The organism is Francisella halioticida, assembly GCF_002211785.1.
GTDB classification, from domain to species: domain Bacteria; phylum Pseudomonadota; class Gammaproteobacteria; order Francisellales; family Francisellaceae; genus Francisella; species Francisella halioticida.
This window is the reverse complement of the sequence record NZ_CP022132.1, coordinates 2,060,978-2,085,114: the sequence shown is the minus strand read 5'-3', so window position 1 is coordinate 2,085,114 and position 24,137 is coordinate 2,060,978. Positions and strand designations below refer to the sequence as shown.

The window sequence follows — 24,137 nt, the reverse complement described above, 5'->3', positions numbered from 1 at the left end:
GAAGGTATTATGAGGAATACAAATAAATTTTACTATGATCTTATGAAGTTAAACGTTTTAAGTAGTAGTTATGTTGATGATGCTTACAAAGCTGCTTGGGAAGGTAATGTTTATCCTCTTTTTCACGATAGTAAATATGAGTTTCATTATGAAACTGCAAAGTATTTTGATAGAGCGGATGAAAAAACGATAGATAAGCTTTGCTCATTACTAGATGATTATATTGATGAGAAAGCAGATTTTACTGATTTTGAGAAAAAAGTAGAGAAAATAGTTGGTAAGGGGAATACTTTTTATGTCTTAAATTATATCTTTAAAGCAGGACAATATAAGAAGCTTTTAGCAAACATTCAGTTAAATAAAATGCATTTTAGTCAGCATTTTATTGATCGTTTTGAAGTTAATGGTTATTGGACTTAATATTCTAGATACTTTTTTTAAAATCTTATATATATACAGAAAGATCTAAGGTGACTGTATTCATATGTTTATCATTATACAATTGTTGATATGAATACTCTATCCCCATCAAAATATTATTATCAAAATAAGCACGTTGTGAAGAAAGTAGTAATTGTCTTTGTATTCCTATTGGAGATTTTCCAAGAGAAAGGGGGGATGCTGTCAAGGGCATAGGTATATTTGTAGCATTATAAGTTTGTCCATATGAAATACCAAAGTTGGTATTTCTATCTTCTAGTACTAAAGAGTAGTTTGCAGCTGTATACCATCCCCCTGCTAAAACATTTTCATTTATATCATTGAAATCATTTCTATTTGTTGTACTTGCCCAACCAGCTCCAATATTTAAAAAGCCATCGTATATAGTATAAGTTAAGTTACCGTTTATATTGAAGCTTCCTATACTATCGTTAGGGCTATCTTTGCTTGCTAAAAATTGACTTATAGAAGCATTACCTGCTCCAGCTATATTGTAGACATATCCTGTATTTAAGCCAATAGCTAAGTTTTCAGTCAAGCTCTCTGCATAGAACATCCCTGTTGAAAAGTTGGCCTGATTGTCATTAGATCCAAAAACAGCAATATTTGCATTTAATATATCATTCTTATAATTAAGAGATATATTTGTTGTTCTTCCAGGTGCTAGAAATCCTGTTATCCCTCCAGTCCATGGCCCACCGCCACTAAAAGCTCCAACAGAAAGCTTACTTCTTCCAGCAGTTAGAAAAAATGGTGATGTATCTAAGTTTCCAAGTATGACAAAGGCATTTTCTAGTCCAAAGTTATTTAGTTCACTGGTACTAATATCAAATTGTGCAGTAACATAATGTCCGATATTAGATAGAAAATATAAGGTTGCTGATGTTAGAAATATATTTTGCCCATGGTTTGCTAAAATATTATTTTTATTTGATATTCCACCACTGCCAAACCATGCTTGAGCATCAACTTCAATTTTTCCACCTAAAAATATAGAATAGCTGTCAAACTTATTTCGTTGTCCAATTACTGTAGATGCAAATAAGCTACCTGATATCATACCAATTGGTATACTATTATTACCTGAATAAGATCCAAGAAAGGTTATTTGTCCTCTAGTTGTAATTGCTGGGGCACCTCCTACATTGATAGCTCCATTGAGGTCAAAGATTTTTCCTAAAGGCTTACTTTTTAAATCAATAATCGAACTGTTATTGTCAATACTTATAGCAATTTCGTAAGAGTCTTTATTATTAATAGTAGAGTATGAATCTATTTCTTTAATTTTTGAGTTATATGTAGAGAATTCAGTTTGATTTTGTTGTAGATTTTGTATTTCAGATTTTAAGCTTTGTATTCTTAACTTTAATTCTAAGGTTTGTTCTAATGTGCTTGATGTTTGATCCTTATTCTTTGAAAAGCTTATTTCAATGGTAAGAATAAAAATAAATAAAGTGTATATTATATGAAGAATATTTATATGTACTAGCATTATAAATAAGTTATAGGATAAAAGCATAAGCAAATATTATATTAAATGATAATGATAATCAACATCATTTAGATTGCGTGGTTAGGTTTTTGATGAAGGAATCAGTAAATGTACAGGAAAATATTATATATTTTATTGAGTTATATTGTGAGGTAGCTTTTTTAGAAGAAAAAATGCAATTAAGAAACTTGGTATTGAGAGAGTTCCTCCTAATATGAAGAGCATAGAATAACCAATACGAGTAGCTAAAAAACCACTAATAGACATACCTACGATATATATAAGAAGCTCAGCACATACTAGTATTGTAAAATCTGTACCTGCTTGGTCTTTTGAGCTGAATTTCATAAATATGGTATATAAAACGATCATTTCCATAAGCCGGGAGGCCATATTCAATAAAACAATACTAAAAATGATTATTTGATTATCTATTTTATATAAGCTAATAATTCCAATAGAGAAGTAATAAAATCCTCTTATTATTGCCAATAAAGTTAAAAGAGAGGTTTCTCTATAGAAATTAAATAAGTAGCTTATTAAAGCAGCTCCAAAAATTCCAATGATAGCACTGCCAGCTCCCATTATTATACCTATTGTACTTAGAGGGATATGGGAGTCCACTAAAAATTATAATGTCCCCAGAAAAAGCTACTGATTTTAGAAAGATTTTTATTCCTAGATGTTAAAGTTAACTAGATAAATTAGGAAATGGATAAATGAGTAAAAAAAGAGTAACGTATACAGCTGATTTTAAAGCTAAAGTAATTATAGAATTGCTAGAAGGCGATATGACAGTTAATGAGATAGCAAGTAAGTATGATTTACTTCCTAAAAACGTGCACAATTGGAAGCAGCAATTTTTATCTAATGCTTGCTTAGCATTTGATAAAAGCTCTGTTGTTAAGGAGTATAAGCAGGAAATAGATGAGCTTAGAAAAGATAAAGATGCAACAAGTAAAGAACTAGTCGAGGTAATAGTAGAGAGGGATTTTTTAATGGGAAAGCTAAAAAGCTTGGTATCATCAAATGATAGAGTAAACTCTGTAGATACTAAGCTAGAATTATCTTTAAATAATCAGCTTAAACTATTATCTGTATCTAAGAGTGTGTACTATTATACACCAATATCAAAATTTAGTAGTAATGATGATATTAGACTATTAAATGCAATAGATTTGATACATACTAAACATCCATATTATGGTACGAGAAGGCTAGTAAAGTTGCTAAATAGATTAGGATTTCTAGTTGGAAGGAAGCTAATCAAAAGTGCTATGGAATTCATGGGTATTAAGGCATTGTATCCTAAAAAAAAGACAACTGTCATTAATAAGCAACACAAGAAATATCCATACTTACTTAATGTATTTAAAAATGAGACGAATCAGGTTGTTATAGATAAAGCTAATAAGGTATGGAGTGCTGATATCACGTATATTAGACTAGAATGTGGGTATGCATATTTAGCAGCCATAATAGATTGGCATAGCAAGAAAACACTAGCTTGGAAGATTTCTAATACTATGGATACACATCTAACAACTAGTGTGTTAAAAGAAGCGTTATTTAAATATGGTAAACCTGATATCTTTAACTCTGATCAAGGAACTCAATATACAGCAAAAGAGCATATTAAAATATTATCTGATAATAAAATAAATATATCTATGGATGCTAAAGGAAGATCTATAGATAATATTGCAATTGAGAGATTTTGGAGAACACTGAAATATGAAAATGTTTATCCGGCATCATATATAACTATGAAAGAGGCTAAAGTAGGTATCAAAGAATATATTGATATTTACAACAATGAAAGACTACATTCTAGTATTGGATATATGACTCCTGATGAAGTATATTCTGGTATTTTAGATGCTGCATAAAAGCAAGGAATAAAAATATTTTATAAAGTGGTATTGAATAACAGGGACAGTTTAGGGTATTCGTTTTCTGCTAGCTAATTCGGTATGAAATTGCATTAATTGTTTGATTTTCTGGAAGTCCTCTATAAACGGCCGTGTTTAATATGTTTAGAGGTAGTTTTATACTATATTTTTCTGGGTGAGATATGTTTGACATAGTTCTTATTGATTGCATTGCTAAGTATTGGTCTGGTAATTTACCAAGAAATATAATATCTTTATCAGCAATGTATTTAGCAAGCTGTTGCATTATGGCATTTTTCCATTGCCATGGGTGAACAGGTAAAATATAAAAATCATTAGGGTTTTTATCATTCATACTAATCATTTTATTAAAACTTTCCAAAGTTTCTAAATTGATCTCTTTATTTATTATCTGTGAGTAGTCTAGATTTGATACGCATGAGAAAGTCACTAAATTTTTATTTATAGCTATCCAGGATAGGTTTATGATTTTTTGCATTTCAGGAGCGTAGTTCGCATAGTCTGAGGCATTAAAACCAATACGTCCTTTGTTTATTACAAACCATGGGTGGCCTATCATATTACCTTCTATATATGCATAAGGAAGTTTATATATATCTTTGGCAGAGGGTTTATTTTTATCTAATATAGCAATATCTGCATATATAGTATTATTAAGCTCTTTTATAAAGTGAGCAGTTGTTGTAGGGTTTATTTTTGTAATAGGTAATGTATCTATAATAAGTTTTATAGCATCATTAGCAATCTCATGGTTATTCTTTTCGTATCTTGTGACAGAATTTTTATGGATAATAAGATTTCCATAAATTCTTTTAGAAGCTTTAAATTTATAATATAAAGAAGAATTAATTTCTAGAGTATAAAATTCTTGATCTATATCCTTTTGAACTAGACTAAAAATTCCCTCATAACTAAACTCAGAAATTATTTTTTCTAATAGATTTGTGCTAGCTATTTTATAGTGATTTACTTTATTATTCATAGATATAATCTCCTAATATTTTTTTGGTATTCCAAAGCTTGAGAAAATATAATTTGATGGAATGCGATAAACTTCTTCATTAAGAAGTTTATTAGCTATTATAGTATTTCTATATGCACCTAGTCCTAAGTCAGGTGTGCCAACACCATGGGTATGCATTTCAGCATTTTGGACAAAGATATTTAGATTTGTTCCTTGAGTTACCAGTTTGTAATCTCTTGTTATATTGAGTTGATTATTCTCATCACGCTTAATGAATTTATTTATATTTGTAATAGTTTTGTCTATATCTGTCTTATATCCAGTTGCTGCAATAACCCTCTCTGTCTTGATTAAAAAATCTTTGTTTTGTTGGTTATGATAGAAAGAACAATAAAGCTTACTGTTATCATTTACTGTTATTAATTCACTATTTGCAATAAGTTCGACGCTATTTTTATTTTGTATTGTTTCTTCATAGAGGGCGTCATAAATATCAGATATAGTTTTGGCACTTATACCTTTATATAATAAGCTTTGTTCTTTTATAAGCTTTGGCTTTTTTATATTAGGGAGATTATAAAAATAATCAGTATAGTCAGGTTAAAAATATTCTAGTCCAAGCTTAGAATACTCCATAGGAAAAAAGCCTTTACTTCTAGTTACCCAAGTGATTTTTGTCGAATCCTTTTTTGATTTCATTAAATATAAAAATATCTCACCAGCGCTTTGGCCAGAGCCTACTAGAGTTAGATGTTTATCTTTTAGAATTTCATTTTTTATATTGATATATTCACTACTATGATGGATATTTTTTGTATTGGATATATGAGAGGGTAGTCTAGGTATTGTTCCTAATCCTAGCACAATATTTTTTGTTAAATATTTTTTTTCATTACCATATTTATCTTTAACCGTTACATTCCAGAATTCATGATTAGATTCTTTTAGGTATTCTATATTTGTAACTTCATAACCAAATTTGCAAGAGTTACAATTTTTAGCAACCCATGAGCAGTAATCATTATATTATTGTCTTGGAATAAAAAAATTTTCTTTAAAGTAAAACTTATAAATGCGGTTTTGCTTATTTAAGTAATTTAGAAAAGTAAATTTACTAGTTGGGTCAGCCATGGTTACTAAATCTGCTAAGAATGGTACTTGTAGCGTAGTCCAACTCATCATTAATCCTGGGTACCAGTTAAAATCTTCTTTTTTATCAAAAAAAATACTCTCTAGAGATTCATCGTTTAAAAGAGCCGCTAACCCCAAGTTGAACGGGCCTATACCTATTCCAATAACATCATAAATTTTCATACAATCTCCTTAAAAGGATTATTAGTGTTAACATAAATTGATTGGCTTGTTAAAGGTGCTTGTAATTCATCAAGACCATTAAGCCTTGTATGTAAATTAGCTTTTAGTGGAAACTGTCCTAGATTTAGAATTTTTTTTATGAATTTATTACACGTTTGATATTTATCTAAAAAGCCTTCTAAAAAAGCGATGGTTATTTTTATCAAATCTCTCTCGCTAATATAGCCTGTGTTAGCTACAGCTTCTATAACAGAGATTAGCTGATTAACTATAAAATAATAGCAGAAATGATGATCTATAAATTCCTGAGATCCTTCACATAAATCACTAATATCTCCAAAGTTAGCTTTATTAAGCTCAGGATGATCTTTTATATAATAATATCCTTGGCTATCACGATAGTAACTTTCAACAGGTAAACCATGCTCTAATTTAACCAGTAAGTTTTGTTGATGGGCTTCTAGAGCAATGCCATATTTTGAGTATAACCAAAGTATGGGAGTAACAGCTACAGATAAATATGTTTCAAACCAGTAAATAGCAGCATCATAAGTAGGGGCATTATTATGCACACTAAAGTATTGAATTAGCGAGATAATACGAGTTCTTTCGTTAAATGGGTTAGGCTCAGTTAAGCTAGCAATGCATGCAATATCATCTTGTGGATTAAAACTTGCATCACGAATAATACATATGCTTGGATCAAAAATTTTATTATTAACTTTGATTGCTGAGAAAGCCGGATCTGTAATTAAACTAAAGTATGGAAACTTTTTATTTAAGATAGGTTTCAAATGCTCATTATATAATCTATGAACAGATAGGCTTCGGCTACATTCTTTAGCTAAGTTTATCCTGACTGAATTTGTGATAGCAATACTTAGTGAAAACTTTAACATGATATCAAATTTTGGTGAATATAAAGTCCTAACTGATGTAGTTGGATAAAACCATGGCCCCATAATACCAATATCAATAATTTTATTTTCAGCCTTATATTTTTTTATTTCATCTTGTTGTGCTAAATAACTGGCTTGCCAAGGGTGTAGCGTAAAAAGCTGATAGTTCTTATTTTGTTTTATTAGAATATTTTCTTTCTCTAAAAAGCTTAAAAAAATATCATTAACATTTTTATTAAGTAGAGAGCATGTCTCTAATATATTTTTATCAACGTACATATAGTGAAGTTGTAACTTTCCATTTGTTTCAGGAGAATATTTGATAAATTCGCTTTTTGAAAAACCTTTTCTACTTTTAGGGTCAGGTTGTAGTCTATGTCCTCTTATTAGGTTTTGCTCATTTGCAATGAAAGAGCTTTGGCAACCAAAAAACTCATCAAGTTTATGTTTTCTATTTTGTAATATAGAAGTAATATTCATTGTGGAATCTGCTATTCTGTCTATAAGATCTTTTTTCCCATTTAATTTCTTAGTAATTAAAAGCACTGCTTCAAGAGGGTCTAATTTTAACTTCTCTTCTTGCTTAATCAGATAACAAGGGAGTTGCCATATTGGTGATTTTAGTATTGGAGAAATTTTTACTGAGATTTCAAACCTGGATTTTATAGAGTCCAAATTTATGCTAAATTGATATCCATTGTCTAAGTTTTTATTTAAGCTGTAATCATTAAATTCACGATAGTAGCAGTTAAGAAAATTCTTTAGTGTTATTTCATTGGCGTATTTAATCATTTTTATTTACCTCTATTTGGTTTTTGAGTAAATTGCCATGTGTTTTTATTTGGCTAATGCAGTCATTAATTAATTCTTGTGTGATCATTGGGTTGACTAGAGTAATCTTTAAATAGATATTTTTATTAATTTTTGTTTGTGCAATAACAAAATTACCGCTATGAAATATAAGCTTATGGATCTTACTATTAATAGAATTTAGATCAGCTAAATTTAAGCTATTATAGAAATATCTAAAGACAACAGTATTAAGGCAATTATCAAGGTGTTGATACTTTTTATATGCTAGTTGTAAATTGTCATTATTACTTATTGATTTGATAGTTTCTATAGTTGTCTCAATAATGTAATTAATCCATTTTGAAAATAAATTTGTGCCACTACACTGTAAAGATATAAAAATCTTAAGAGCGTCAAATCTACGTGTTGTTTGAATTGATTTATCTACTAAATTTAAACAATCAAAGCCATCTTTTTCTGGATTAAGATACTCTGCATGGTAATTAAGAAGTTCAAAGCTTAATTTATCTTTACAAAAAAAAGCACCACAGCTAATGGGTTGAAAAAAAAGCTTATGAAAATCAACGGTTATAGAATTAGCTAATTCTAAGCCGTTAAGTCGATGTTTATATTTATCAGATAATATTAACGCTCCGCCAACAGCGGCATCTGCATGAAGCCAGATATTGTTTTTATTAGCAATTTTCGCTATTTCTTTAATATTGTCAATACAGCCAAAATCAGTATCGCCAACTGTCGTAACTATGCATATAGGTATTAAGTTCTGCGTTTTAAGTTTAGCTATTTTTAATATTAAATCCTGTGTATCTAGTTGGAGGTTATTACCCGTTTTTATTAGCTCAATAGAGTTTTTGCCCAACCCTAATATAGATAGAGACTTATGCACAGAAAAGTGTGTTTTCTCTGTGCATAATATCCGAAACTTGTTAGCAATATCTGGCAAACCGAAGTCTACTACTTTATGCTTTAGGATATTTTCGCAGAAGTGATCTCTAGCTAAAAGTAGCCCCATTAAGTTTGATTGTGTTCCACCACTTGTAAATATACCATCTGATTTTGTACTATCTTTATAGATTAGTGAGTTTAGCCAGTCGGTAATGTTTTGCTCAATATAGGTAGCAGTAGGACTTTGATCCCAAGAGTCCATGGATTGATTTAGTGATGAAATAAATACTTCAGCAATTAATGACGGTGTCATTACAGGACAATGTAGGTGTGCCATTGATGCAGGAGAATTTATATTTAGAGAATTTTTAAAAATATCACTTAATTGATTTTTTATAATGCTATTTAGTTTTTGAGGTTGCTCATTTATTTTGAACTGATTAACTATATTCTTTAGCTGATCTGTAATTACTTCTAAAGCATCTTGTACGCTACGCTTATATAAATTAATACTTTCATTAGAGTTATTTAAGAAATACTTATTAAGGTTTAAACTCATATATTCTCCTTAATAGAGCTTTCTAATATTTCTACTACTTGATCAATTTGCTCTTCAGTTATAGTTAGAGGAGGTAAGAACCTAATAGTTCCTCCAAAACGCCCTCCAAGTTCAACGATTAAGTTTTTATCAAAGCAAGCTTTCTTGATTTTTAGGGCTCTTTCTCCATCTGCTGGTAAACTCCCAATAATGTCAGGTTTAAATGCAGTATTGACTATTTCCATACCTATCATTAATCCTTCACCACGAACATCACCTATGATGTTATATTTGGTTTTTAGCTCATTTAATCTATCCAAAAAATATTTACCATTTTTACTTACTTGTTTCAAAAATTTGGGATTATTAACTTTATTTAGAACAACACTACCAGCAGCCATAGCTAAAACATTGCCTCGAAATGTCCCTGTATGAGCTCCAGGTTTCCATGTATCTAAGTAGCTTTTATACAGAATTACAGATATTGGAAGACCGCCTCCGAGTGCCTTTGATAGAACTATGACATCTGGATAAATTCCAGATTTCTCAAAAGCATATAAGTACCCTGTTCTACCTATTCCACACTGAACCTCATCAACAATTAGAGGAATATCTAGTTCTTTAGTAAGTTTTCTTATAGCTTTTAACCATTTTACTGGAGCAGGGATTACACCTCCTTCACCTTGAATTGGCTCTAATATAATAGCTGCAGGTTTTTTTATACCACTTTCAGGATCTTTTAATAGGCGAGAGATCATTTGTATATTTACATCAATACTTTGTTCATCTTTTAATCCAAAAGGGCAACGATAAGAGTATGGATAAGGAAGAAAATGCGTGTAGGGAGTAAGTCCACCAACATTTTCTTTTGGTTCTAGGTTCCCCATTAGAGAGAGAGTGCCCTGAGTCATACCGTGATAGGCGCCATGAAAAGCAATAATGTTTTCTTTACTAGTTGTGATTTTACATAATTTTATAGCAGCTTCTACTGCATCAGATCCACTAGGACTACAAAATTGAATTTTTGTTTTATCATGGTAAGAAGGTGGTAAGCTATTTAATAATTGATCCATAAAACTATGTTTTTCTTCAGTAAGTAAATCTAGTGTGTGTATAGGGGTTTCTCTATCAACTGTTGTAAGTATAGCTTTTGTGATTTCTGGGTGATTATGGCCGAGAGCTATGCTCCCAGCCCCTGCTAAGCAATCTATATAATCTTTTCCTTGTATGTCTGTTAGGTAGATTCCACGAGCTTTTTTTATTACAAGTGGATTCTTTCTCGGGTAGCTTCTAGCATTTGATTCCCAGTCAGATTGATTTTTTAGCATTAATTGTTGAATAAGGAGGCTCATGTGAATATCACTTTAATTAGCATTGATAATCATTATCATTTAGAATATATTTAAATGCAATCATTAATTACAAAAAAATAATCTTATGAAAAAAAAGACTAATGTTGCAAAGTTTGGAGGAACCAGTGTAGGAAATGTTTCTGCAATACAAAAATGCGTGAATATAGTAAAAAAATAATGATATAGGAATTATTGTGGTAAGCGCTCAGGCAGGAGTTACTGATTTGCTTGAGAAACTTTTAAATAGTGGTGCCAGTAATTATAGAGAAATCATTTTGAAATTACATGATATTGTAGATCCATTAGTTGACTATGTTGGCAGCGTAGATTGCTATATAAACTCTTTATTTAATGAGCTAGATGTTCTGTGTCAGATGCTGTACCAATCTAGATCAAAAAATCTAAAATTACATGCGCCGATACTGGCTTTTGGTGAGAGAGTTTCGGCGTATGTTTTTAATCAAATTTTGAAGAAAAATAATATAGATTAAGAATATATTGATGCGAAAAAAATTATAAAAACACAGGGCTGTTATATTAAAGCAAGACCAGTTATTGAAGATATTGCTAGCCAAGCAAAAAAATATCTAGAAAATACCAGTAAAATACTTGTCCTTGAAGGTTTTGTTAGTTCAAATAGTAAGAGCGAGACAACCGTTTTGGGTAGAGGTGGAAGTGATTATTCAGCGGCTCTTGTAGCTGAAGCTATCAAAGCACATATGTTGTATATTTGGACAGATGTCACAGGTATTTACCAAGCAGATCCAAAGCTTGTACCTAAATCACAGATAATAGAAAGGATAAATTTTGAAGAGGCTATTGAATTGGCTAGTTTTGGTGCAAAAGTTCTGCATCCTGATACACTATTTCCTGTACTGAGAAGTAATACAAAAGTATTTGTTGGCTCTACCTTTTGTCCTGAAAAAGGAGGTACATATATAGATAATGGTAAAAGTGATAAAAGAAGTATGATTAAGGCTATTACTGAACGAGGAAAACAAACTTTAATCAATGTGAAATCTCTGAATCAGAATGTAGCAGGACTAATTGATCAAGTATTTTTAGTCTTAAAAAAAATATGATGTAAAGGTAGATATAGTAAACTTAACAAAGATAATTTTTTCTTTTGTTATTACTCAGCCTGATAGTGTCATAGAGAAATTAATACTTAAAGATTTAGCGCAATTAAAAGAGGTGGAAATAACTTTAGAGCATAATTTATTTTTAACAACAGTCGTTGGGAATAGTTTGGATAAAATACCACGACTGTTAAGTAATATTTTAGATAGATTAGGCTCTTTAAATGTTAAACTGTCAGGGTATGGTGCTACTGGAAAAAGTTTATATTTATTAAGTGACAATGATAACTTCTTAGAAAAAGTGTATAAGGAGTTATTTTAAACAAATCAAACGAAAATCATTTTTTCCTGCAAGATTTACATTTGGTATAAAGGTTTAAACTATGATCTATTAACTCTGCGCCAAATGATGCAGCGATTTGTTTTTGAAGTTTTTCTATTTCTTCATTGTAGAACTCTTGAATTTCATTGCATTCGATACATATTATGTGATCATGATGACTTCCTTGATTTAGTTCATACATAACTTGATCATTGTCTAACTTAAGCCGACTTATTATTCCAGCTGATTCAAACTGTCCAAGAACTCTATATACAGTTGCGATGCCTGTACCACTTCCTTGAGATTTAAGTTCAGAAAATATATCATCGGTACTAAAGTGCTTATCAAGATTTTCTTCAAATAGTTTTAATATTTCCAAACGAGGCTGGGTGACTTTAAAGCCAAACTTTTTTAGATCAAAATTTTTAGAATTCATTTTTTACTTTTCTGACTTTGACTATTTCTTAGAATGAATTTTGACATAGTTCTTACCATTAATGCAAATATTAAAACGTATTTTAGGTAGCGTATTTGGTTAAAATGTTATTAATAGAGTTATTTTAGCCATAAGTTAGTATTTTGTGAATTATATATTAAGTTAATGTGTTGCCTGAATCTTTTAATGATACATCTGCTGTAAATACTCTTCTAGCTTTGTACTTGGGGGTTAATTATGCTATCATTGGCTTACTAATTATATTTATAAAATCCTTCTATGGTTATTAGTGTTTATGAGCAATTTGCTCCAATTTTGATATTTCTTATTATTGCCTTTGGTTTGGGTGCCGCTTTTGCAATAGTGGGTAAGGTATTGTCTACTATTGTTGGCGCGAACAATCCAGGAGAAACAAAGGGTGAAACATTTGAATGTGGGTTCCCAACATTTGGTGATGCAAGAGAAAAGCTAGATGTTAGATTCTATCTGATTGCTGTACTTTTTTTGGTTTTTGATTTGGAACTGGCATTTATTATTCCTTGGGGAATAAATTTAAGGGCTAGCGCTGGTCATCCAGCTATTTCAGGGCATGCGTTTGTGGCAATGATTATATTTTTGGCAGTGCTGTTTTTAGGGTTGATATATGCCTGGAAGAAAGGAGCTTTAGAATGGGAATAGGTAATGAAAATAAAGGATTCATAACAGCAAGTGCAGATGCGCTTATAAACTGGGTGCGAACTGGATCTCTTTGGCCTGTTACAACAGGTTTGGCATGTTGTGCTGTTGAGATGATGCACGCAGGAGCGGCAAGATATGATTTGGATAGGTTTGGCATTGTTTTTAGGCCATCCCCAAGACAGTCTGACGTGCTTATTGTTGCTGGGACTCTATGTAATAAGATGGCGCCAGCACTACGACAAGTATATGATCAAATGCCAGATCCTAAGTGGGTGATTTCTATGGGTTCATGTGCAAATGGTGGTGGCTATTATCACTACTCTTATTCTGTTGTTAGAGGTTGTGATAGAATTGTTCCCGTTGATATCTACGTTCCAGGATGTCCTCCAACTGCTGAGGCTTTAGTTTATGGGATTATACAACTGCAAAATAAAATTATTAGAACAAATACTATAGCGAGGAAGTAGTGGTGAGCGTTTCTTTACAGGATCATTTTGATAACTTAGGTAAAGTTCTAGATGGTTTAGGTGTTAAAAGCTATATTGCTTATGATGAGATTACAGTTGTTGTAAAAGATCAAAGAGATATTCATATTGTTCTTAAGAAACTCAAAAAAGGATATTCCTTTGAGCAGCTAACTGATGTGACAGCCGTTGATTATTTGACTTATGGTCAGTCTGATTGGCAGATTGGTAAAATTGTGTCGCAGCAAGGTTTTTCAAGAGCACGTCAGCAAGGTTTTGAGACTACTGATGTTGTAAATAGGTTTGAAATTGTTTATCAGTTGTTAAGTATGGCAAATAATACTCGCGTTAGAGTTAAGTGTAAGCTGAAAGACTCTCAAATTATTCTGATAGAATCTGTTAGTGATCTTTGGCCTTCGGCTAATTGGGCTGAAAGAGAGGTTTATGATATGTTCGGAATCTATTTCAATGACCATCCAGATTTAAGAAGGGTGCTAACAGATTATGGTTTTGTTGGTCATCCTTTAAGAAAAGATTTTCCTCAGACTGGATATGTTGAAATGCGCTACGATGAGAATCTTGGAAAAGTTGTGTATGAGCCTGTAGAAATTGATAACAGAGTGAATGCCCCAAGAGTTGTTCGTAATTAATAAAACTGTGGATTTATAATATGGCAGAGTATAAGAATTATACGTTGAATTTTGGTCCAGTTCACCCGGCAGCACATGGTGTTCTTAGGCTTATTTTAGAGCTTGATGGTGAGAATGTTGTTCGAGCAGATCCGCATGTGGGATTGTTGCATAGAGGTACAGAAAAGCTTGCTGAATACAAACCATATAATCAAAGCATAGGTTATATGGATAGGTTAGATTATGTATCTATGATGTGTAATGAACATGCCTATGTTATGGCGATAGAGAAGCTACTTGAGTTAGAGGTGCCAGAAAGAGGTCAGTATATTCGAGTATTATTTGCTGAAATGACAAGGATTCTTAACCATCTTCTATGGGTTGCTGCTTGTGGTATTGATTTGGGTGCGATGACAGTTTTTTTGTATGCTTTTAGAGTCAGAGAAGATTTGTTTGACTGTTATGAAGCTGTTTCTGGGGCACGTATGCATGCAGCATATTTTAGACCAGGTGGCGTGGCTCGAGATCTGCCAACAAAAATGCCTCAGTATAAGCAAACTAGATTTACTAGTAAAAGGAAGACTAAAAAGATAAATGCTAATAGACAAGGTAGTATGTTAGATTTTTTAGATTCTTTTGTTGTTGATTTTGAAAAATCTCTTGATGAGATTGATACTCTTTTAACAGATAATAGGCTATGGAAGCAGAGAACAGTTGATATTGGTGTTGTGACTGCTGAGAGATCTAAAGAACTTGGTTTTACAGGCCCTATGCTTAGAGGTAGCGGAGTCGCTTGGGATCTTAGAAAATCCCAACCTTATGAAGTTTATGATAAGTTAGACTTTGATATTCCTGTTGGCGCAAATGGTGATTGTTATGATAGATATCTTGTTAGGATGGCTGAAATGCGTGAGTCAAACAAGATTATGAAACAATGTGTTGATTGGTTGAGGGCTAATCCTGGTCCTGTGCTTTCAAATGATCATAAAGTTGCCCCCCCAACAAGAAATGCAATGAAGAATAATATGGAAGAGTTGATTCATCACTTTAAGCTTTTTTCAGAAGGTTATTGTACACCAGAAGGAGAAGTTTATGTTGGGACTGAACATCCTAAGGGTGAATTTGGAGTGTATATAAAGTCTGATGGTGCGAATAAACCGTATAGGTTAAAAATGAGAGCTCCTGGGTTTGCAAATATTAGTGCAATGGATGAGTTATTGGCGGGACATATGCTGGCGGATGCTCCAGCAATTATCTCAACGATAGATGTTGTGTTTGGTGATGTGGATAGGTAGAGGAAGGATGTCTTTAGTAGATTTAATATCGCTTCAAGCGAGAGAAGATATTGATAGAGTTTTAAGTAAGTTTCCAGCAGATCAAAGAAGATCTGCTATTTTAGAAGGGTTGCATATTTTACAAGATCAAAATGGTGGTTTCTTAACTGATGAATTGCAAACAGCTTTAGCAGAATATATACAGGTTAGCAAAGTTGATGTTTATGAGGTTGCCACATTTTATTGTATGTATGATTTAAAATCGGTTGGCAGGCACAAGTTAAACCTTTGCACTAATGTTTCGTGTATGTTAAATGGGGCATATGATATTTTAAAGCATATTGAGAAAAAGCTTAGTATCAAACCTGGCCAGACGACAAAAGATGGACGTATAACTCTAAAGGAAGTAGAGTGCCAGGGTGCGTGCTGTGGTTCACCGATGCTTGAGGTGGATAAAGTTTTTTATGAAAATTTGACTATAGAAAAGGTGAATCAACTTATTGATTCTTTGGAGTAGTTGTAAATGGCTAATGAAGTTTGTTTTCGAACTCTACATTTAAGTGAGTCACATAGCTTAGAGTCTTACTTATCTGTAGGAGGTTATTCTTATTGGAATAGGGTGTTAACTGAAAAGATTACTCCTGAACAGATAATAGAAGAGTTAAAAATATCTGGGCTTAGAGGTAGAGGTGGTGCAGGATTTCCTACCGGATTAAAGTGGAGCTTTATGCCACGTAATACGCCTGGACAAAAATATGTGGTTTGTAACTCAGATGAGGGTGAACCAGGAACTTGTAAAGATAGAGAAATTCTTAGAAGAAATCCTCATCAGCTTATAGAAGGTATGGCTATTGCTGGCTATGTGGTTGGTGCTACAGCTGGGTATAATTATACAAGAGGAGAATTTTATGAGCCGATAAGGAAATTTGAGGATGCCCTTATAGAAGCATATCAAGCAGGTATATTAGGTTCTAATATTAAATCATCAGGTATTTCATTTGATTTATATTCTGCTGTTGGTGCTGGTGCATATATATGTGGAGAAGAGACTGCTCTTCTAAACTCTTTAGAAGGGAAGAAAGGACGTCCAAGATTTAAGCCTCCATTTCCGGCCTTTGTAGGTTTATATGGTAGGCCAACAAATATAAATAACACAGAAACTTACGCTTCTGTTCCCACGATATTACAGCATGGGGGCGAGTGGTTTAAAAAATTGGGTACTAAAAAAAGTGGTGGTACAAAACTATTTTGTGTTTCTGGACATGTTCAAAAGCAAAGAGTTGTTGAGATTAGCTTAGGGATGTCTTTTAAAGAATTGTTAGAGATGTGCGGAGGCGTACGTAATGGTCATAAGCTAAAAGCAGTGATTCCTGGGGGAAGTTCTTCGAAGATCTTAACTGGCGATGAAATGATGCAGGTTAATATGGATTATGAATCTATAGGTGAAGCAGGCTCAATGCTAGGTTCTGGAGGAGTTGTAGTTTTAGATGAAACTACTTGTATGGTAAGGACTTTAGCTAGGTTAGCAGATTTTTATCATGAAGAGTCCTGTGGTCAGTGTACTCCATGTAGAGAAGGTACTGGCTGGTTGGCTCGTACATTACATAGAATTGTTGCTGGAGAAGGTAAGCCAGAAGATATAGATAATCTTGTAAGAGTGGCGACTAATATTGAAGGAAATAGTATTTGTGGTTTAGGTGATGCAGCTGCATGGCCGGTGCAAAGTTATATAAATAAATTTAGAGATGAATTTGTCTATATGATTGAGAATAGTGGTAAAAGTATAGTGGATCAATAGTTGATTGAGGTAGTTTTGTGTCAGACAATAAAGAGTCCAAGAAAATAAATATAGAGATTGATGGTAAAAATTATGAAGCTTTACCTAATCAGTCAATTATAGAAGTTGCAGATGATAATGGTATTTACATTCCAAGGTTTTGCTATCATAAGAAGTTATCCATAGCTGCTAACTGTAGAATGTGCTTAGTTGATGTTGATGGTGCCAGACGTGCATCTCCAGCTTGCGCAACTCCTATTATGGATGGAATGAAAGTGAAAACTCGTTCAGAAACAGCACTAAAAATGCAGAAAGACATGATGGAGTTTTTACTAATAAATCATCCTCTAGATTGTCCTATATGTGACCAAGGTGGTGAGTGTGAACTCCAAGATATTGCTATGGGTTATGGTAAAACAGCTTCTGAGTATGTTGAAACAAAAAGAGCTGTTGAAGATCCTGATTTAGGCTCATTGGTAGCAACAGATATGACAAGGTGTATTTTATGTACGCGCTGTGTTCGTTTTGGCGAGGAAGTTGCTGGAGTTAAAGAATTAGGTGTTATGGGAAGAGGAGACCATTCTTCCATTAGTACTTATGTTTCTGGTGACATGGTTGACTCAGAAATATCTGGAAATGTAATTGACTTATGTCCAGTTGGAGCTCTTACATCAAAACCTTTTAGATTTAAAGCAAGGGCTTGGGAGCTTAAGCAATATCCATCGATTTCAGCAGGCGATGCTTTGGCAACGGAAATAAATGCTCATGTTTATCAAAATAAATTAGTTAGAGTTGTCCCCAGAGAGAATGAGACAACAGGAACATGGATCTCTGATAGAGATAGATTTGAATATGCTGGATTGTATAGTCAAGAAAGAATTCAGCAGCCAATGATTAAAAAGTCAGGTGGCTGGTCTAATGTGTCTTGGGAAGAAGCTCTTGATTTTGTTAAAGTAGCTATTGAAAAAACTAAAGAAAAAGATGGGGTTGATGCTATTTCAGCTATTATGTCTGAAGCTTCATCATCAGAAGAAATGTTTTTGATGAAAAAATTACTAGCTTCTGTAGGCTCAAAGAATATAGATGCTCGTGTTAGGCAATATGCTGATATTTCGGGAATTAGTTCTGGTAAAGGCCTTAGCTGTTCTTTAGATGATATTAGAAATAGTGACTTCATATTAGTGTTTGGCTCAAATATCAGGAAGGAATATCCATTAGTTAACTTAGCAGTTAAAGATGCTGTTGAAAAAAATAGTGCGAGTGTTGTTGCTTGGAATGTTTGTGATTATAGTTTTAACTATGATATTAAGCAGGTTAGACTAGCTGCAGATAATATTCAGTACATAGCTTTATCATTACTTAAAGCAATTTTTGTCAGAGCAAACTTGCCTTATGGTGATTTAGATGAAATATTAAGAAAAGTTGATCCTGCAGCAGAGATAAGGGAAACTGCTGATAAAATAATAGCTGCAGAGAATCCAAAAATAATTATTGGCCAAGATATCGTTAACTCAGATGGCTTTGAGACAGTTTTTTGTGTATTGGATGTTTTAGAAAAAGTTACAAACATTAAAGGTGGTGTTTTAACGAGTAATGTTAACTCAGTGGCCGCGGATAGAATTTTAAGTTCATCTAAATCAAAATTTAGTACTTACAAGTGTTTGAATGGTCAAACAAACACCAAACTTCTTTTAACAGCACATACTGAATTAGCTAAAGATAGTTTGTATGGTGAGCAGAAGCTTAGAAAAGCTTTAGATGATATAGATATAGTTGTAAGCTTTACTCCATTTGCAGATAAGTTTACTAAAGATACATCAGATATAATTATTCCGATAGCAACTCATTATGAAACAAATGGTAGTTTTGTTGATATGTTTGGCAACAAGAAAAACTTTAAACAAGTTGTTAAGCCTTTTGCTGAAAATAAAGAGTTGTGGAGAGTGTTAAGAGTCGTTGGTAATCTTCTTAACTTAGAAGGTTTTGAATATGATTCTATAGATGAAATCTCTGAAGATGCTTATGCTAATCGAGCTAGAGTATCTATAAACCATGTTACTCAAATATTAAATGCTAATCTTGATTACCAAAAAAACATAGCATTTTTAGCGTCTAATCCAACTTATGGGTCTAGCAGTTTACTAAGAAGAGCAGAGCCACTACAGCAAACAAAAGATGCTAAGAGGTTTGTCGGAGTGAGAATTTCTCAAGAGTTGGCTGAAAATATAGGTCTAAGTACTGAGTCAGGAACTGTTAAGATTTATGATATTGATAATGAGATAAATCCGGAGGTTGTTGTTGATGCAGGTTTACAGGCTAAAAATATTATGATTCCAAGAAGTCTATTTAAGGATTTCATGCTTGGAGATAGTCTGAATATTAAGCTAATAGAGGGGGAGGTATAATATGATAGGCTATGTTTTATGGACGATACTGTATACATTGTTAATAATAATTCCTCTAATATTGGTTGTTGCATACTATACTTATGCAGAAAGGAAGGTTATTGGATATATGCAAGATAGACTTGGACCTAATAGGGTTGGTTCATTTGGTTTATTGCAGCCAATATTTGATGCTTTAAAGCTTTTTTTAAAAGAAATAATTATACCGAATAACTCAAATAAGTATTTATTCTTTATCGCACCAATTTTAGCTTTTGCACCAGCATATGCAGCATGGGCAGTTATTCCTTTCTCAAAAGGCGTCGTGTTATCAAACATGAATTTAGGTTTGTTGTATATATTAGCAATGACTTCATTTTCAATTTATGGAATTGTAATAGCTGGCTGGGCGTCAAATAATAAATACTCGTTATTTGGAGCTTTAAGAGCAGGCGCTCAAGTTATATCTTATGAATTAGCTATGAGTTTTTCTATTGTAGGTGTTGTGATTGCAGCAGGTTCAATGGGAATTATAGGAATTATAGATGCTCAAACTGGTGGTATATGGCACTGGTACTTTATTCCATTGTTTCCACTGTTTATTGTATATTTTATCGCTGGTATAGCTGAGACAAATAGAGCTCCTTTTGATGTTGTAGAAGGCGAATCAGAAATTGTTGCTGGACACCATATAGAATATACAGGTGCTAGGTTTGCTTTATTCTTCTTAGCTGAATATGCAAATATGATTTTAATAAGCATTTTGACATCTATTTTATTTTTAGGTGGTTGGAATTCGCCATTCCAAGCAACTCCTTTAGAGCATATATTTAGTTTTGTACCTGGTGTTATTTGGTTATTTGGTAAAACTGGTATGTTTATGTTTATGTTTTTATGGGTGAGAGCTACATATCCTAGATATAGATATGATCAGATTATGCGTCTAGGTTGGAAAATATTTATACCTTTAACATTTGTTTGGGTCGTAGTTGTTGCTTGTATGGTTAGATTTGGCTTAGGGCCTTGGTGGTAAAAGGATAGTGATATGAGAAATGTAACGAATTTTTTTAAAACCTTTTTACTGTGGGAGCTTCTAAAAGGTCTTAAAGTAACAGGAAAGCACTTTTTTACGCGCAAGGTTACTGTACAGTATCCGGATGAAAAGACGCCAATATCAAATAGATTTAGAGGTTTGCATGCCCTTAGACGTTATGAGAATGGTGAGGAGAGATGTATTGCGTGTAAGCTATGTGAAGTTGTTTGTCCTGCTTTGGCGATTACAATTAACTCAACAGAAAGAGAGGATGGCTCACGTAGAACATCTAGCTATGAGATAGACTTGTTTAAGTGTATTTTTTGCGGTTATTGTGAAGAGTCTTGTCCTGTTGATTCAATTGTTGAGACAAGCATTTTGGAATACCATTTTGAAGAGCGTGGTGAGAATATTATGACAAAAGCTAAGCTTCTTGCTGTAGGGGATAAGTATGAGTCGCAAATAGCTGCTGATAGACTGCAAGATAAGGATTTTAGGTAAGAAAATGATTGTGACAGATATTTTATTTTATATTTTTGCATCGTTAGCTATTATTTCTGCTTTAGTATTAGTGTTGGGGAATAACCCAGTTAACTCTGTAATTGCTATGATTTTTATATTCATATTTACTGCAGCTGTTTGGATTATTCTACAACAGGTATATTTAGCATTATTGCTTATAGTTGTTTATGTTGGCGCAGTGTTGGTAATGTTCTTATTTGTAGTATTTATGTTAGATCTACATGTTGAGAAAGAAGGAAGAGTAGGTAGGTTTTTTTACGCTTTAGCAGCCATAATTGTTTGTGCTATATTTGCAACGATTATTAGTTATGCTGTAACACACGTATTTGCAAGTTCTAGTATGCAAGGTGGAGTTGGTGGTGTAAAAATAATAGGTTCAACTATGTTTAATAAAAATAACTTATATGTGTTTGAACTTATAGATTTTATATTGTTAGCAGCAATGACTGCGGCAATAACATTAACGTTACGACCAAAGCGTAAGGATAATAAATCAGTTAATCCAGCTAAACAGGTTAAGGTTAGGGCGAAAGATCGTCTAACTATGGTAAAAATACCAAGTAATAAAGAGGGTGCGAAAGATGGGCAGTAGTATCTCAGTTTCAGTTACAGATGGGTTGATTTTCAGTACAATTCTATTTGTTATAAGTGTTGCGGGCATTATTATAAATAGGAGAAGCATCCTTATACTTCTTATGTCTATAGAGCTAATGCTTTTAGCAGTCAATACGAATTTTTTGATATTTGCTAATATGCATCATCAGGCTATGGGAGGAGTTTTTGTGTTCTTTATAATGGCAGTAGCAGCCGCTGAAACAGCAATAGGTTTAGCTATTGTTGTTGCAATATCAAGAAAACGTAAAACTATTGATTTAAGTAAACTTAATACACTGAGAGGTTAATCAAGCTATGATAATAAGTAATCAACTAGCAGCTGTATTAATCGCGGTTATAGTTTTAGCACCTTTACTAGGAGCAATAATTGCTGGTTTTGGTGGCAAATCTGTTAAAAATTCAGGTGTTAATTTTTTCACAATTACTTTATGTGGACTTTCTTTTGTTCTTAGTGTGATTTTAGCTTACGGTGTATTTGGTGGTTCTGAAGTCTATAGTGTTAGCTACTATCAGTGGGCCCCAGTCTCAAATATGTTTTCTTTTGATGTTGGTTTTACTGTAAACAGAATCACAGTATATATGATGCTGATTGTAACGTTTGTATCAACACTAGTACATATTTACTCTATTGGTTATATGAAAGGTGAAGAAGGGTATGCGAGATTTTTCTCTTATATTTCTGGCTTTACTTTTGCAATGCTATGTTTGGTCATGGGTAACAATTTTCTACTTTTATTCTTTGGTTGGGAAGGTGTTGGCTTATTCTCGTATTTATTAATAGGTTTTTACTTTAATAGAGATAGTGCTAATATAGCAAGTTTAAGAGCTTTTATTGTAAACAGAATAGGTGATTTAGGTTTCTTGCTAGGTGTAGGAGCTGTTATTCTGTATACAGGATCAGTTGATTATACAACTGTTTTTGCGGCTTTACCTAATATTGATAATACTCAGGTTGTACACTTTTTAGGAATTAGTTTTAGCCCAGTTACTTTAATATGTGTACTTTTATTTATCGGAGCGATGGGTAAATCTGCACAATTTCCACTACATTCTTGGCTAGAAGGATCGATGGAAGGTCCTACACCAATTTCAGCGCTAATACATGCTGCAACAATGGTTACCGCAGGTGTGTTTATGGTTGCTAGACTTTCTCCAATGTTTGTTTTATCTGAAGCTGCTTTGAGTTTTGTGCTTATTATAGGGGCAATTACATGTTTGTTTATGGGCTTAATTGCTATTGTACAAACAGACATTAAGAGAGTTATTGCATACTGTACATTATCGCAACTTGGTTATATGATGGTTGCACAAGGTGCTGGGGCATTTTCAATTGGTATGTTCCACCTTATGACTCACGCAATGTTTAAAGCATTGTTATTCTTAGCAGCTGGTTCTGTAATTATTGCAATGCATCATGAGCAAGATATTCGTAGAATGGGAGGTTTAAGAAAATATATGCCTATAACTTACTTATGTATGTTTATAGGTGCATGGGCGCTTGCAGCATTGCCTCCATTCTCTGGTTTCTTCTCTAAAGATTTAATTATTGAGGCAGCCCATACAACAACAGTATTTGGCCATCAGTTTGCCTACTATATGGTGTTGGCATGTGCATTTGTAACATCTTTTTATATATTCAGAATGTTTTTCTTAGTCTTTCATGGTAAAGAGAGGATGTCTGATGAAGAAAAATCACACCTTAAAGAATCTTCTTTAAGTATATTGATACCTCTAATATTACTGGCTATACCTTCTGCCTTTATTGGAGAGTATTTCTTTACTAGTATATTGTCGCAAAGTCACGGGCTGTTTGGTAATACGATAAGCTCATATACTCAAGCTGGATTGCATGGAATGTCTGTTACAGCTGATTTAGCGAGTGAGCCTAGTACTTTAAATGCATTTACTTTTATTAAGCATTCAGTTTCAACTGTGCCTTTTTGGTTAGCTATAAGTGCTTTAGTATTATCATATGTACTACATATATGGATCCCAAGTATTCCAAGAGCTTTAGCTAGTACAAAATCTGGAATTGGAATTGTTTACCATATTTTGGTTAAAAAATATTTTATCGATGCATTATATGATGTTGTTTTCGTAGCTATTTTCTTAGCTATTAGTAATTTTTTATGGAAAGCTATAGATATATTCATTATAGATAAGGCAGTTGTACAAGGCACATCTAACTTAATTTATCATACAGGTGATAGTTTTAGAAAGATCCAACGTGGATATCTGTTTGACTATGCATTTGTGTTGATGATAGGTGTATTGTTATTTATGGTTTTGCTGATTTTAGTTTAGGCAGGTTAG

General features: G+C 32.8%; 25 protein-coding genes and 1 pseudogene. 17 read left to right on the top strand and 9 right to left on the bottom strand.

What is annotated here, in order from left to right; translation table 11 throughout:
- Positions 1 to 9 precede the first annotated feature (9 nt).
- Positions 10 to 420: a hypothetical protein gene (locus CDV26_RS11070; RefSeq protein WP_088773310.1), complete on the top strand. Its 411-nt coding sequence runs from the start codon at positions 10 to 12 to the stop codon at positions 418 to 420.
- A 25-nt stretch (positions 421 to 445) separates the two neighbouring features.
- On the opposite strand, the gene fslE is transcribed toward CDV26_RS11070, so the two are convergent.
- Both fslE and CDV26_RS11060 read right to left on the bottom strand, forming a co-directional pair.
- On the bottom strand, positions 446 to 1,933 hold the full coding sequence (fslE, locus tag CDV26_RS11065; RefSeq protein ID WP_088773309.1) for a rhizoferrin import outer membrane protein FslE: 1,488 nt from the start codon (positions 1,931 to 1,933) through the stop codon (positions 446 to 448).
- Positions 1,934 to 2,065: 132 nt separating this feature from the next.
- A complete protein-coding gene (locus CDV26_RS11060; RefSeq protein WP_245806456.1) occupies positions 2,066 to 2,518 on the bottom strand; it encodes an MFS transporter in 453 nt (150 codons plus the stop codon).
- Positions 2,519 to 2,652: 134 nt separating this feature from the next.
- Between CDV26_RS11060 and CDV26_RS11055 the strand changes: the two genes are divergently transcribed.
- Complete coding sequence (locus tag CDV26_RS11055; RefSeq protein ID WP_088773213.1) at positions 2,653 to 3,822, top strand: IS3 family transposase; 1,170 nt, start codon at positions 2,653 to 2,655, stop codon at positions 3,820 to 3,822.
- A gap of 70 nt (positions 3,823 to 3,892) precedes the next feature.
- On the opposite strand, the gene CDV26_RS11050 is transcribed toward CDV26_RS11055, so the two are convergent.
- The 6 genes and pseudogenes from CDV26_RS11050 to CDV26_RS11030 form a co-directional block, all read right to left on the bottom strand.
- Complete coding sequence (locus tag CDV26_RS11050) at positions 3,893 to 4,828, bottom strand: IucA/IucC family protein (RefSeq protein ID WP_245806455.1); 936 nt, start codon at positions 4,826 to 4,828, stop codon at positions 3,893 to 3,895.
- A 12-nt stretch (positions 4,829 to 4,840) separates the two neighbouring features.
- The gene (locus CDV26_RS13380; protein ID WP_245806586.1) at positions 4,841 to 4,987 is read right to left on the bottom strand and encodes a hypothetical protein; all 147 of its coding nucleotides are present in this window, start codon (positions 4,985 to 4,987) and stop codon (positions 4,841 to 4,843) included.
- Between the two features lie 195 nt (positions 4,988 to 5,182).
- Positions 5,183 to 6,124 (bottom strand): annotated as a pseudogene (locus CDV26_RS11045) (lysine N(6)-hydroxylase/L-ornithine N(5)-oxygenase family protein); the annotation flags it as partial.
- A complete protein-coding gene (locus tag CDV26_RS11040; RefSeq protein WP_088773308.1) occupies positions 6,121 to 7,815 on the bottom strand; it encodes an IucA/IucC family protein in 1,695 nt (564 codons plus the stop codon). The pseudogene CDV26_RS11045 and the gene CDV26_RS11040, both read right to left, overlap by 4 nt.
- Positions 7,808 to 9,280 (bottom strand): pyridoxal phosphate-dependent decarboxylase family protein, encoded by a 1,473-nt coding sequence (locus CDV26_RS11035; protein ID WP_088773307.1) that lies wholly within the window; start codon positions 9,278 to 9,280, stop codon positions 7,808 to 7,810. Before CDV26_RS11035 ends, CDV26_RS11040 begins: the two co-directional genes overlap by 8 nt.
- On the bottom strand, positions 9,277 to 10,587 hold the full coding sequence (locus tag CDV26_RS11030; RefSeq protein WP_245806454.1) for a diaminobutyrate--2-oxoglutarate transaminase family protein: 1,311 nt from the start codon (positions 10,585 to 10,587) through the stop codon (positions 9,277 to 9,279). The genes CDV26_RS11035 and CDV26_RS11030 overlap by 4 nt, the downstream gene beginning before the upstream one ends.
- A 218-nt stretch (positions 10,588 to 10,805) precedes the next feature.
- On the opposite strand from CDV26_RS11030, the gene CDV26_RS13375 reads away from it, so the two are divergent.
- From CDV26_RS13375 to CDV26_RS13365, 3 genes are all read left to right on the top strand, one after another.
- Positions 10,806 to 11,102 carry an amino acid kinase family protein gene (locus CDV26_RS13375; RefSeq protein ID WP_245806453.1) on the top strand — a complete coding sequence of 99 codons (297 nt, stop codon included), beginning with the start codon at positions 10,806 to 10,808 and terminating at the stop codon, positions 11,100 to 11,102.
- A gap of 6 nt (positions 11,103 to 11,108) precedes the next feature.
- Complete coding sequence (locus tag CDV26_RS13370; RefSeq protein ID WP_338029177.1) at positions 11,109 to 11,693, top strand: amino acid kinase family protein; 585 nt, start codon at positions 11,109 to 11,111, stop codon at positions 11,691 to 11,693.
- A 112-nt stretch (positions 11,694 to 11,805) separates the two neighbouring features.
- Complete coding sequence (locus tag CDV26_RS13365) at positions 11,806 to 12,012, top strand: hypothetical protein (protein ID WP_245806452.1); 207 nt, start codon at positions 11,806 to 11,808, stop codon at positions 12,010 to 12,012.
- Positions 12,013 to 12,028: 16 nt separating this feature from the next.
- Here the strand turns inward: CDV26_RS13365 and CDV26_RS11020 are convergent, their stop codons facing one another.
- Positions 12,029 to 12,448, bottom strand: coding sequence for a Fur family transcriptional regulator (locus CDV26_RS11020; protein ID WP_088773305.1), 420 nt, complete (start codon positions 12,446 to 12,448; stop codon positions 12,029 to 12,031).
- 279 nt (positions 12,449 to 12,727) lie between these two features.
- On the opposite strand from CDV26_RS11020, the gene ndhC reads away from it, so the two are divergent.
- From ndhC to nuoL, 12 genes are read left to right on the top strand one after another with little or no spacing between them, the layout of a single operon-like run.
- On the top strand, positions 12,728 to 13,126 hold the full coding sequence (gene ndhC, locus CDV26_RS11015; RefSeq protein ID WP_088773304.1) for an NADH-quinone oxidoreductase subunit A: 399 nt from the start codon (positions 12,728 to 12,730) through the stop codon (positions 13,124 to 13,126).
- Positions 13,117 to 13,593, top strand: a complete 477-nt coding sequence (locus CDV26_RS11010) for a NuoB/complex I 20 kDa subunit family protein (RefSeq protein ID WP_088773303.1) — start codon at positions 13,117 to 13,119, stop codon at positions 13,591 to 13,593. The genes ndhC and CDV26_RS11010 overlap by 10 nt, the downstream gene beginning before the upstream one ends.
- 2 nt (positions 13,594 to 13,595) lie before the next feature.
- Positions 13,596 to 14,240, top strand: a complete 645-nt coding sequence (locus CDV26_RS11005) for an NADH-quinone oxidoreductase subunit C (RefSeq protein ID WP_088773302.1) — start codon at positions 13,596 to 13,598, stop codon at positions 14,238 to 14,240.
- A 20-nt stretch (positions 14,241 to 14,260) separates the two neighbouring features.
- Entirely contained in the window at positions 14,261 to 15,514 is a 1,254-nt protein-coding gene (locus CDV26_RS11000) for an NADH-quinone oxidoreductase subunit D (protein WP_088773301.1), read from the top strand.
- A gap of 7 nt (positions 15,515 to 15,521) precedes the next feature.
- Entirely contained in the window at positions 15,522 to 16,010 is a 489-nt protein-coding gene (nuoE, locus tag CDV26_RS10995; RefSeq protein WP_088773300.1) for an NADH-quinone oxidoreductase subunit NuoE, read from the top strand.
- 6 nt (positions 16,011 to 16,016) lie between these two features.
- Positions 16,017 to 17,291, top strand: a complete 1,275-nt coding sequence (gene nuoF, locus CDV26_RS10990; protein ID WP_088773299.1) for an NADH-quinone oxidoreductase subunit NuoF — start codon at positions 16,017 to 16,019, stop codon at positions 17,289 to 17,291.
- 17 nt (positions 17,292 to 17,308) lie between these two features.
- Positions 17,309 to 19,675 carry an NADH-quinone oxidoreductase subunit NuoG gene (gene nuoG, locus CDV26_RS10985; protein WP_088773298.1) on the top strand — a complete coding sequence of 789 codons (2,367 nt, stop codon included), beginning with the start codon at positions 17,309 to 17,311 and terminating at the stop codon, positions 19,673 to 19,675.
- Position 19,676: 1 nt separating this feature from the next.
- Positions 19,677 to 20,687, top strand: coding sequence for an NADH-quinone oxidoreductase subunit NuoH (nuoH, locus tag CDV26_RS10980; protein ID WP_088773297.1), 1,011 nt, complete (start codon positions 19,677 to 19,679; stop codon positions 20,685 to 20,687).
- A 12-nt stretch (positions 20,688 to 20,699) separates the two neighbouring features.
- Complete coding sequence (gene nuoI, locus CDV26_RS10975) at positions 20,700 to 21,188, top strand: NADH-quinone oxidoreductase subunit NuoI (RefSeq protein ID WP_088773296.1); 489 nt, start codon at positions 20,700 to 20,702, stop codon at positions 21,186 to 21,188.
- A gap of 4 nt (positions 21,189 to 21,192) precedes the next feature.
- A complete protein-coding gene (locus tag CDV26_RS10970; RefSeq protein ID WP_088773295.1) occupies positions 21,193 to 21,801 on the top strand; it encodes an NADH-quinone oxidoreductase subunit J in 609 nt (202 codons plus the stop codon).
- Positions 21,791 to 22,111: an NADH-quinone oxidoreductase subunit NuoK gene (gene nuoK / locus CDV26_RS10965; RefSeq protein WP_088773294.1), complete on the top strand. Its 321-nt coding sequence runs from the start codon at positions 21,791 to 21,793 to the stop codon at positions 22,109 to 22,111. The genes CDV26_RS10970 and nuoK overlap by 11 nt, the downstream gene beginning before the upstream one ends.
- A 7-nt stretch (positions 22,112 to 22,118) precedes the next feature.
- The gene (gene nuoL, locus CDV26_RS10960; protein ID WP_088773293.1) at positions 22,119 to 24,128 is read left to right on the top strand and encodes an NADH-quinone oxidoreductase subunit L; all 2,010 of its coding nucleotides are present in this window, start codon (positions 22,119 to 22,121) and stop codon (positions 24,126 to 24,128) included.
- Positions 24,129 to 24,137 lie beyond the last annotated feature (9 nt).

Excerpts from the sequence above, each read along its gene's own strand:
- CDV26_RS11070 (WP_088773310.1), top strand. The coding sequence starts at position 10 with ATGAGGAATACAAATAAATTTTACTATGATCTTATGAAGTTAAACGTT.
- fslE (WP_088773309.1), bottom strand. The coding sequence starts at position 1,933 with ATGCTAGTACATATAAATATTCTTCATATAATATACACTTTATTTATT.
- CDV26_RS11060 (WP_245806456.1), bottom strand. The coding sequence starts at position 2,518 with ATGGGAGCTGGCAGTGCTATCATTGGAATTTTTGGAGCTGCTTTAATA.
- CDV26_RS11055 (WP_088773213.1), top strand. The coding sequence starts at position 2,653 with ATGAGTAAAAAAAGAGTAACGTATACAGCTGATTTTAAAGCTAAAGTA.
- CDV26_RS11050 (WP_245806455.1), bottom strand. The coding sequence starts at position 4,828 with ATGAATAATAAAGTAAATCACTATAAAATAGCTAGCACAAATCTATTA.
- CDV26_RS13380 (WP_245806586.1), bottom strand. The coding sequence starts at position 4,987 with ATGCATACCCATGGTGTTGGCACACCTGACTTAGGACTAGGTGCATAT.
- CDV26_RS11040 (WP_088773308.1), bottom strand. The coding sequence starts at position 7,815 with ATGATTAAATACGCCAATGAAATAACACTAAAGAATTTTCTTAACTGC.
- CDV26_RS11035 (WP_088773307.1), bottom strand. The coding sequence starts at position 9,280 with ATGAGTTTAAACCTTAATAAGTATTTCTTAAATAACTCTAATGAAAGT.
- CDV26_RS11030 (WP_245806454.1), bottom strand. The coding sequence starts at position 10,587 with ATGCTAAAAAATCAATCTGACTGGGAATCAAATGCTAGAAGCTACCCG.
- CDV26_RS11020 (WP_088773305.1), bottom strand. The coding sequence starts at position 12,448 with ATGAATTCTAAAAATTTTGATCTAAAAAAGTTTGGCTTTAAAGTCACC.
- ndhC (WP_088773304.1), top strand. The coding sequence starts at position 12,728 with ATGGTTATTAGTGTTTATGAGCAATTTGCTCCAATTTTGATATTTCTT.
- CDV26_RS11010 (WP_088773303.1), top strand. The coding sequence starts at position 13,117 with ATGGGAATAGGTAATGAAAATAAAGGATTCATAACAGCAAGTGCAGAT.
- CDV26_RS11000 (WP_088773301.1), top strand. The coding sequence starts at position 14,261 with ATGGCAGAGTATAAGAATTATACGTTGAATTTTGGTCCAGTTCACCCG.
- nuoE (WP_088773300.1), top strand. The coding sequence starts at position 15,522 with ATGTCTTTAGTAGATTTAATATCGCTTCAAGCGAGAGAAGATATTGAT.
- nuoF (WP_088773299.1), top strand. The coding sequence starts at position 16,017 with ATGGCTAATGAAGTTTGTTTTCGAACTCTACATTTAAGTGAGTCACAT.
- nuoH (WP_088773297.1), top strand. The coding sequence starts at position 19,677 with ATGATAGGCTATGTTTTATGGACGATACTGTATACATTGTTAATAATA.
- nuoI (WP_088773296.1), top strand. The coding sequence starts at position 20,700 with ATGAGAAATGTAACGAATTTTTTTAAAACCTTTTTACTGTGGGAGCTT.
- CDV26_RS10970 (WP_088773295.1), top strand. The coding sequence starts at position 21,193 with ATGATTGTGACAGATATTTTATTTTATATTTTTGCATCGTTAGCTATT.
- nuoK (WP_088773294.1), top strand. The coding sequence starts at position 21,791 with ATGGGCAGTAGTATCTCAGTTTCAGTTACAGATGGGTTGATTTTCAGT.
- nuoL (WP_088773293.1), top strand. The coding sequence starts at position 22,119 with ATGATAATAAGTAATCAACTAGCAGCTGTATTAATCGCGGTTATAGTT.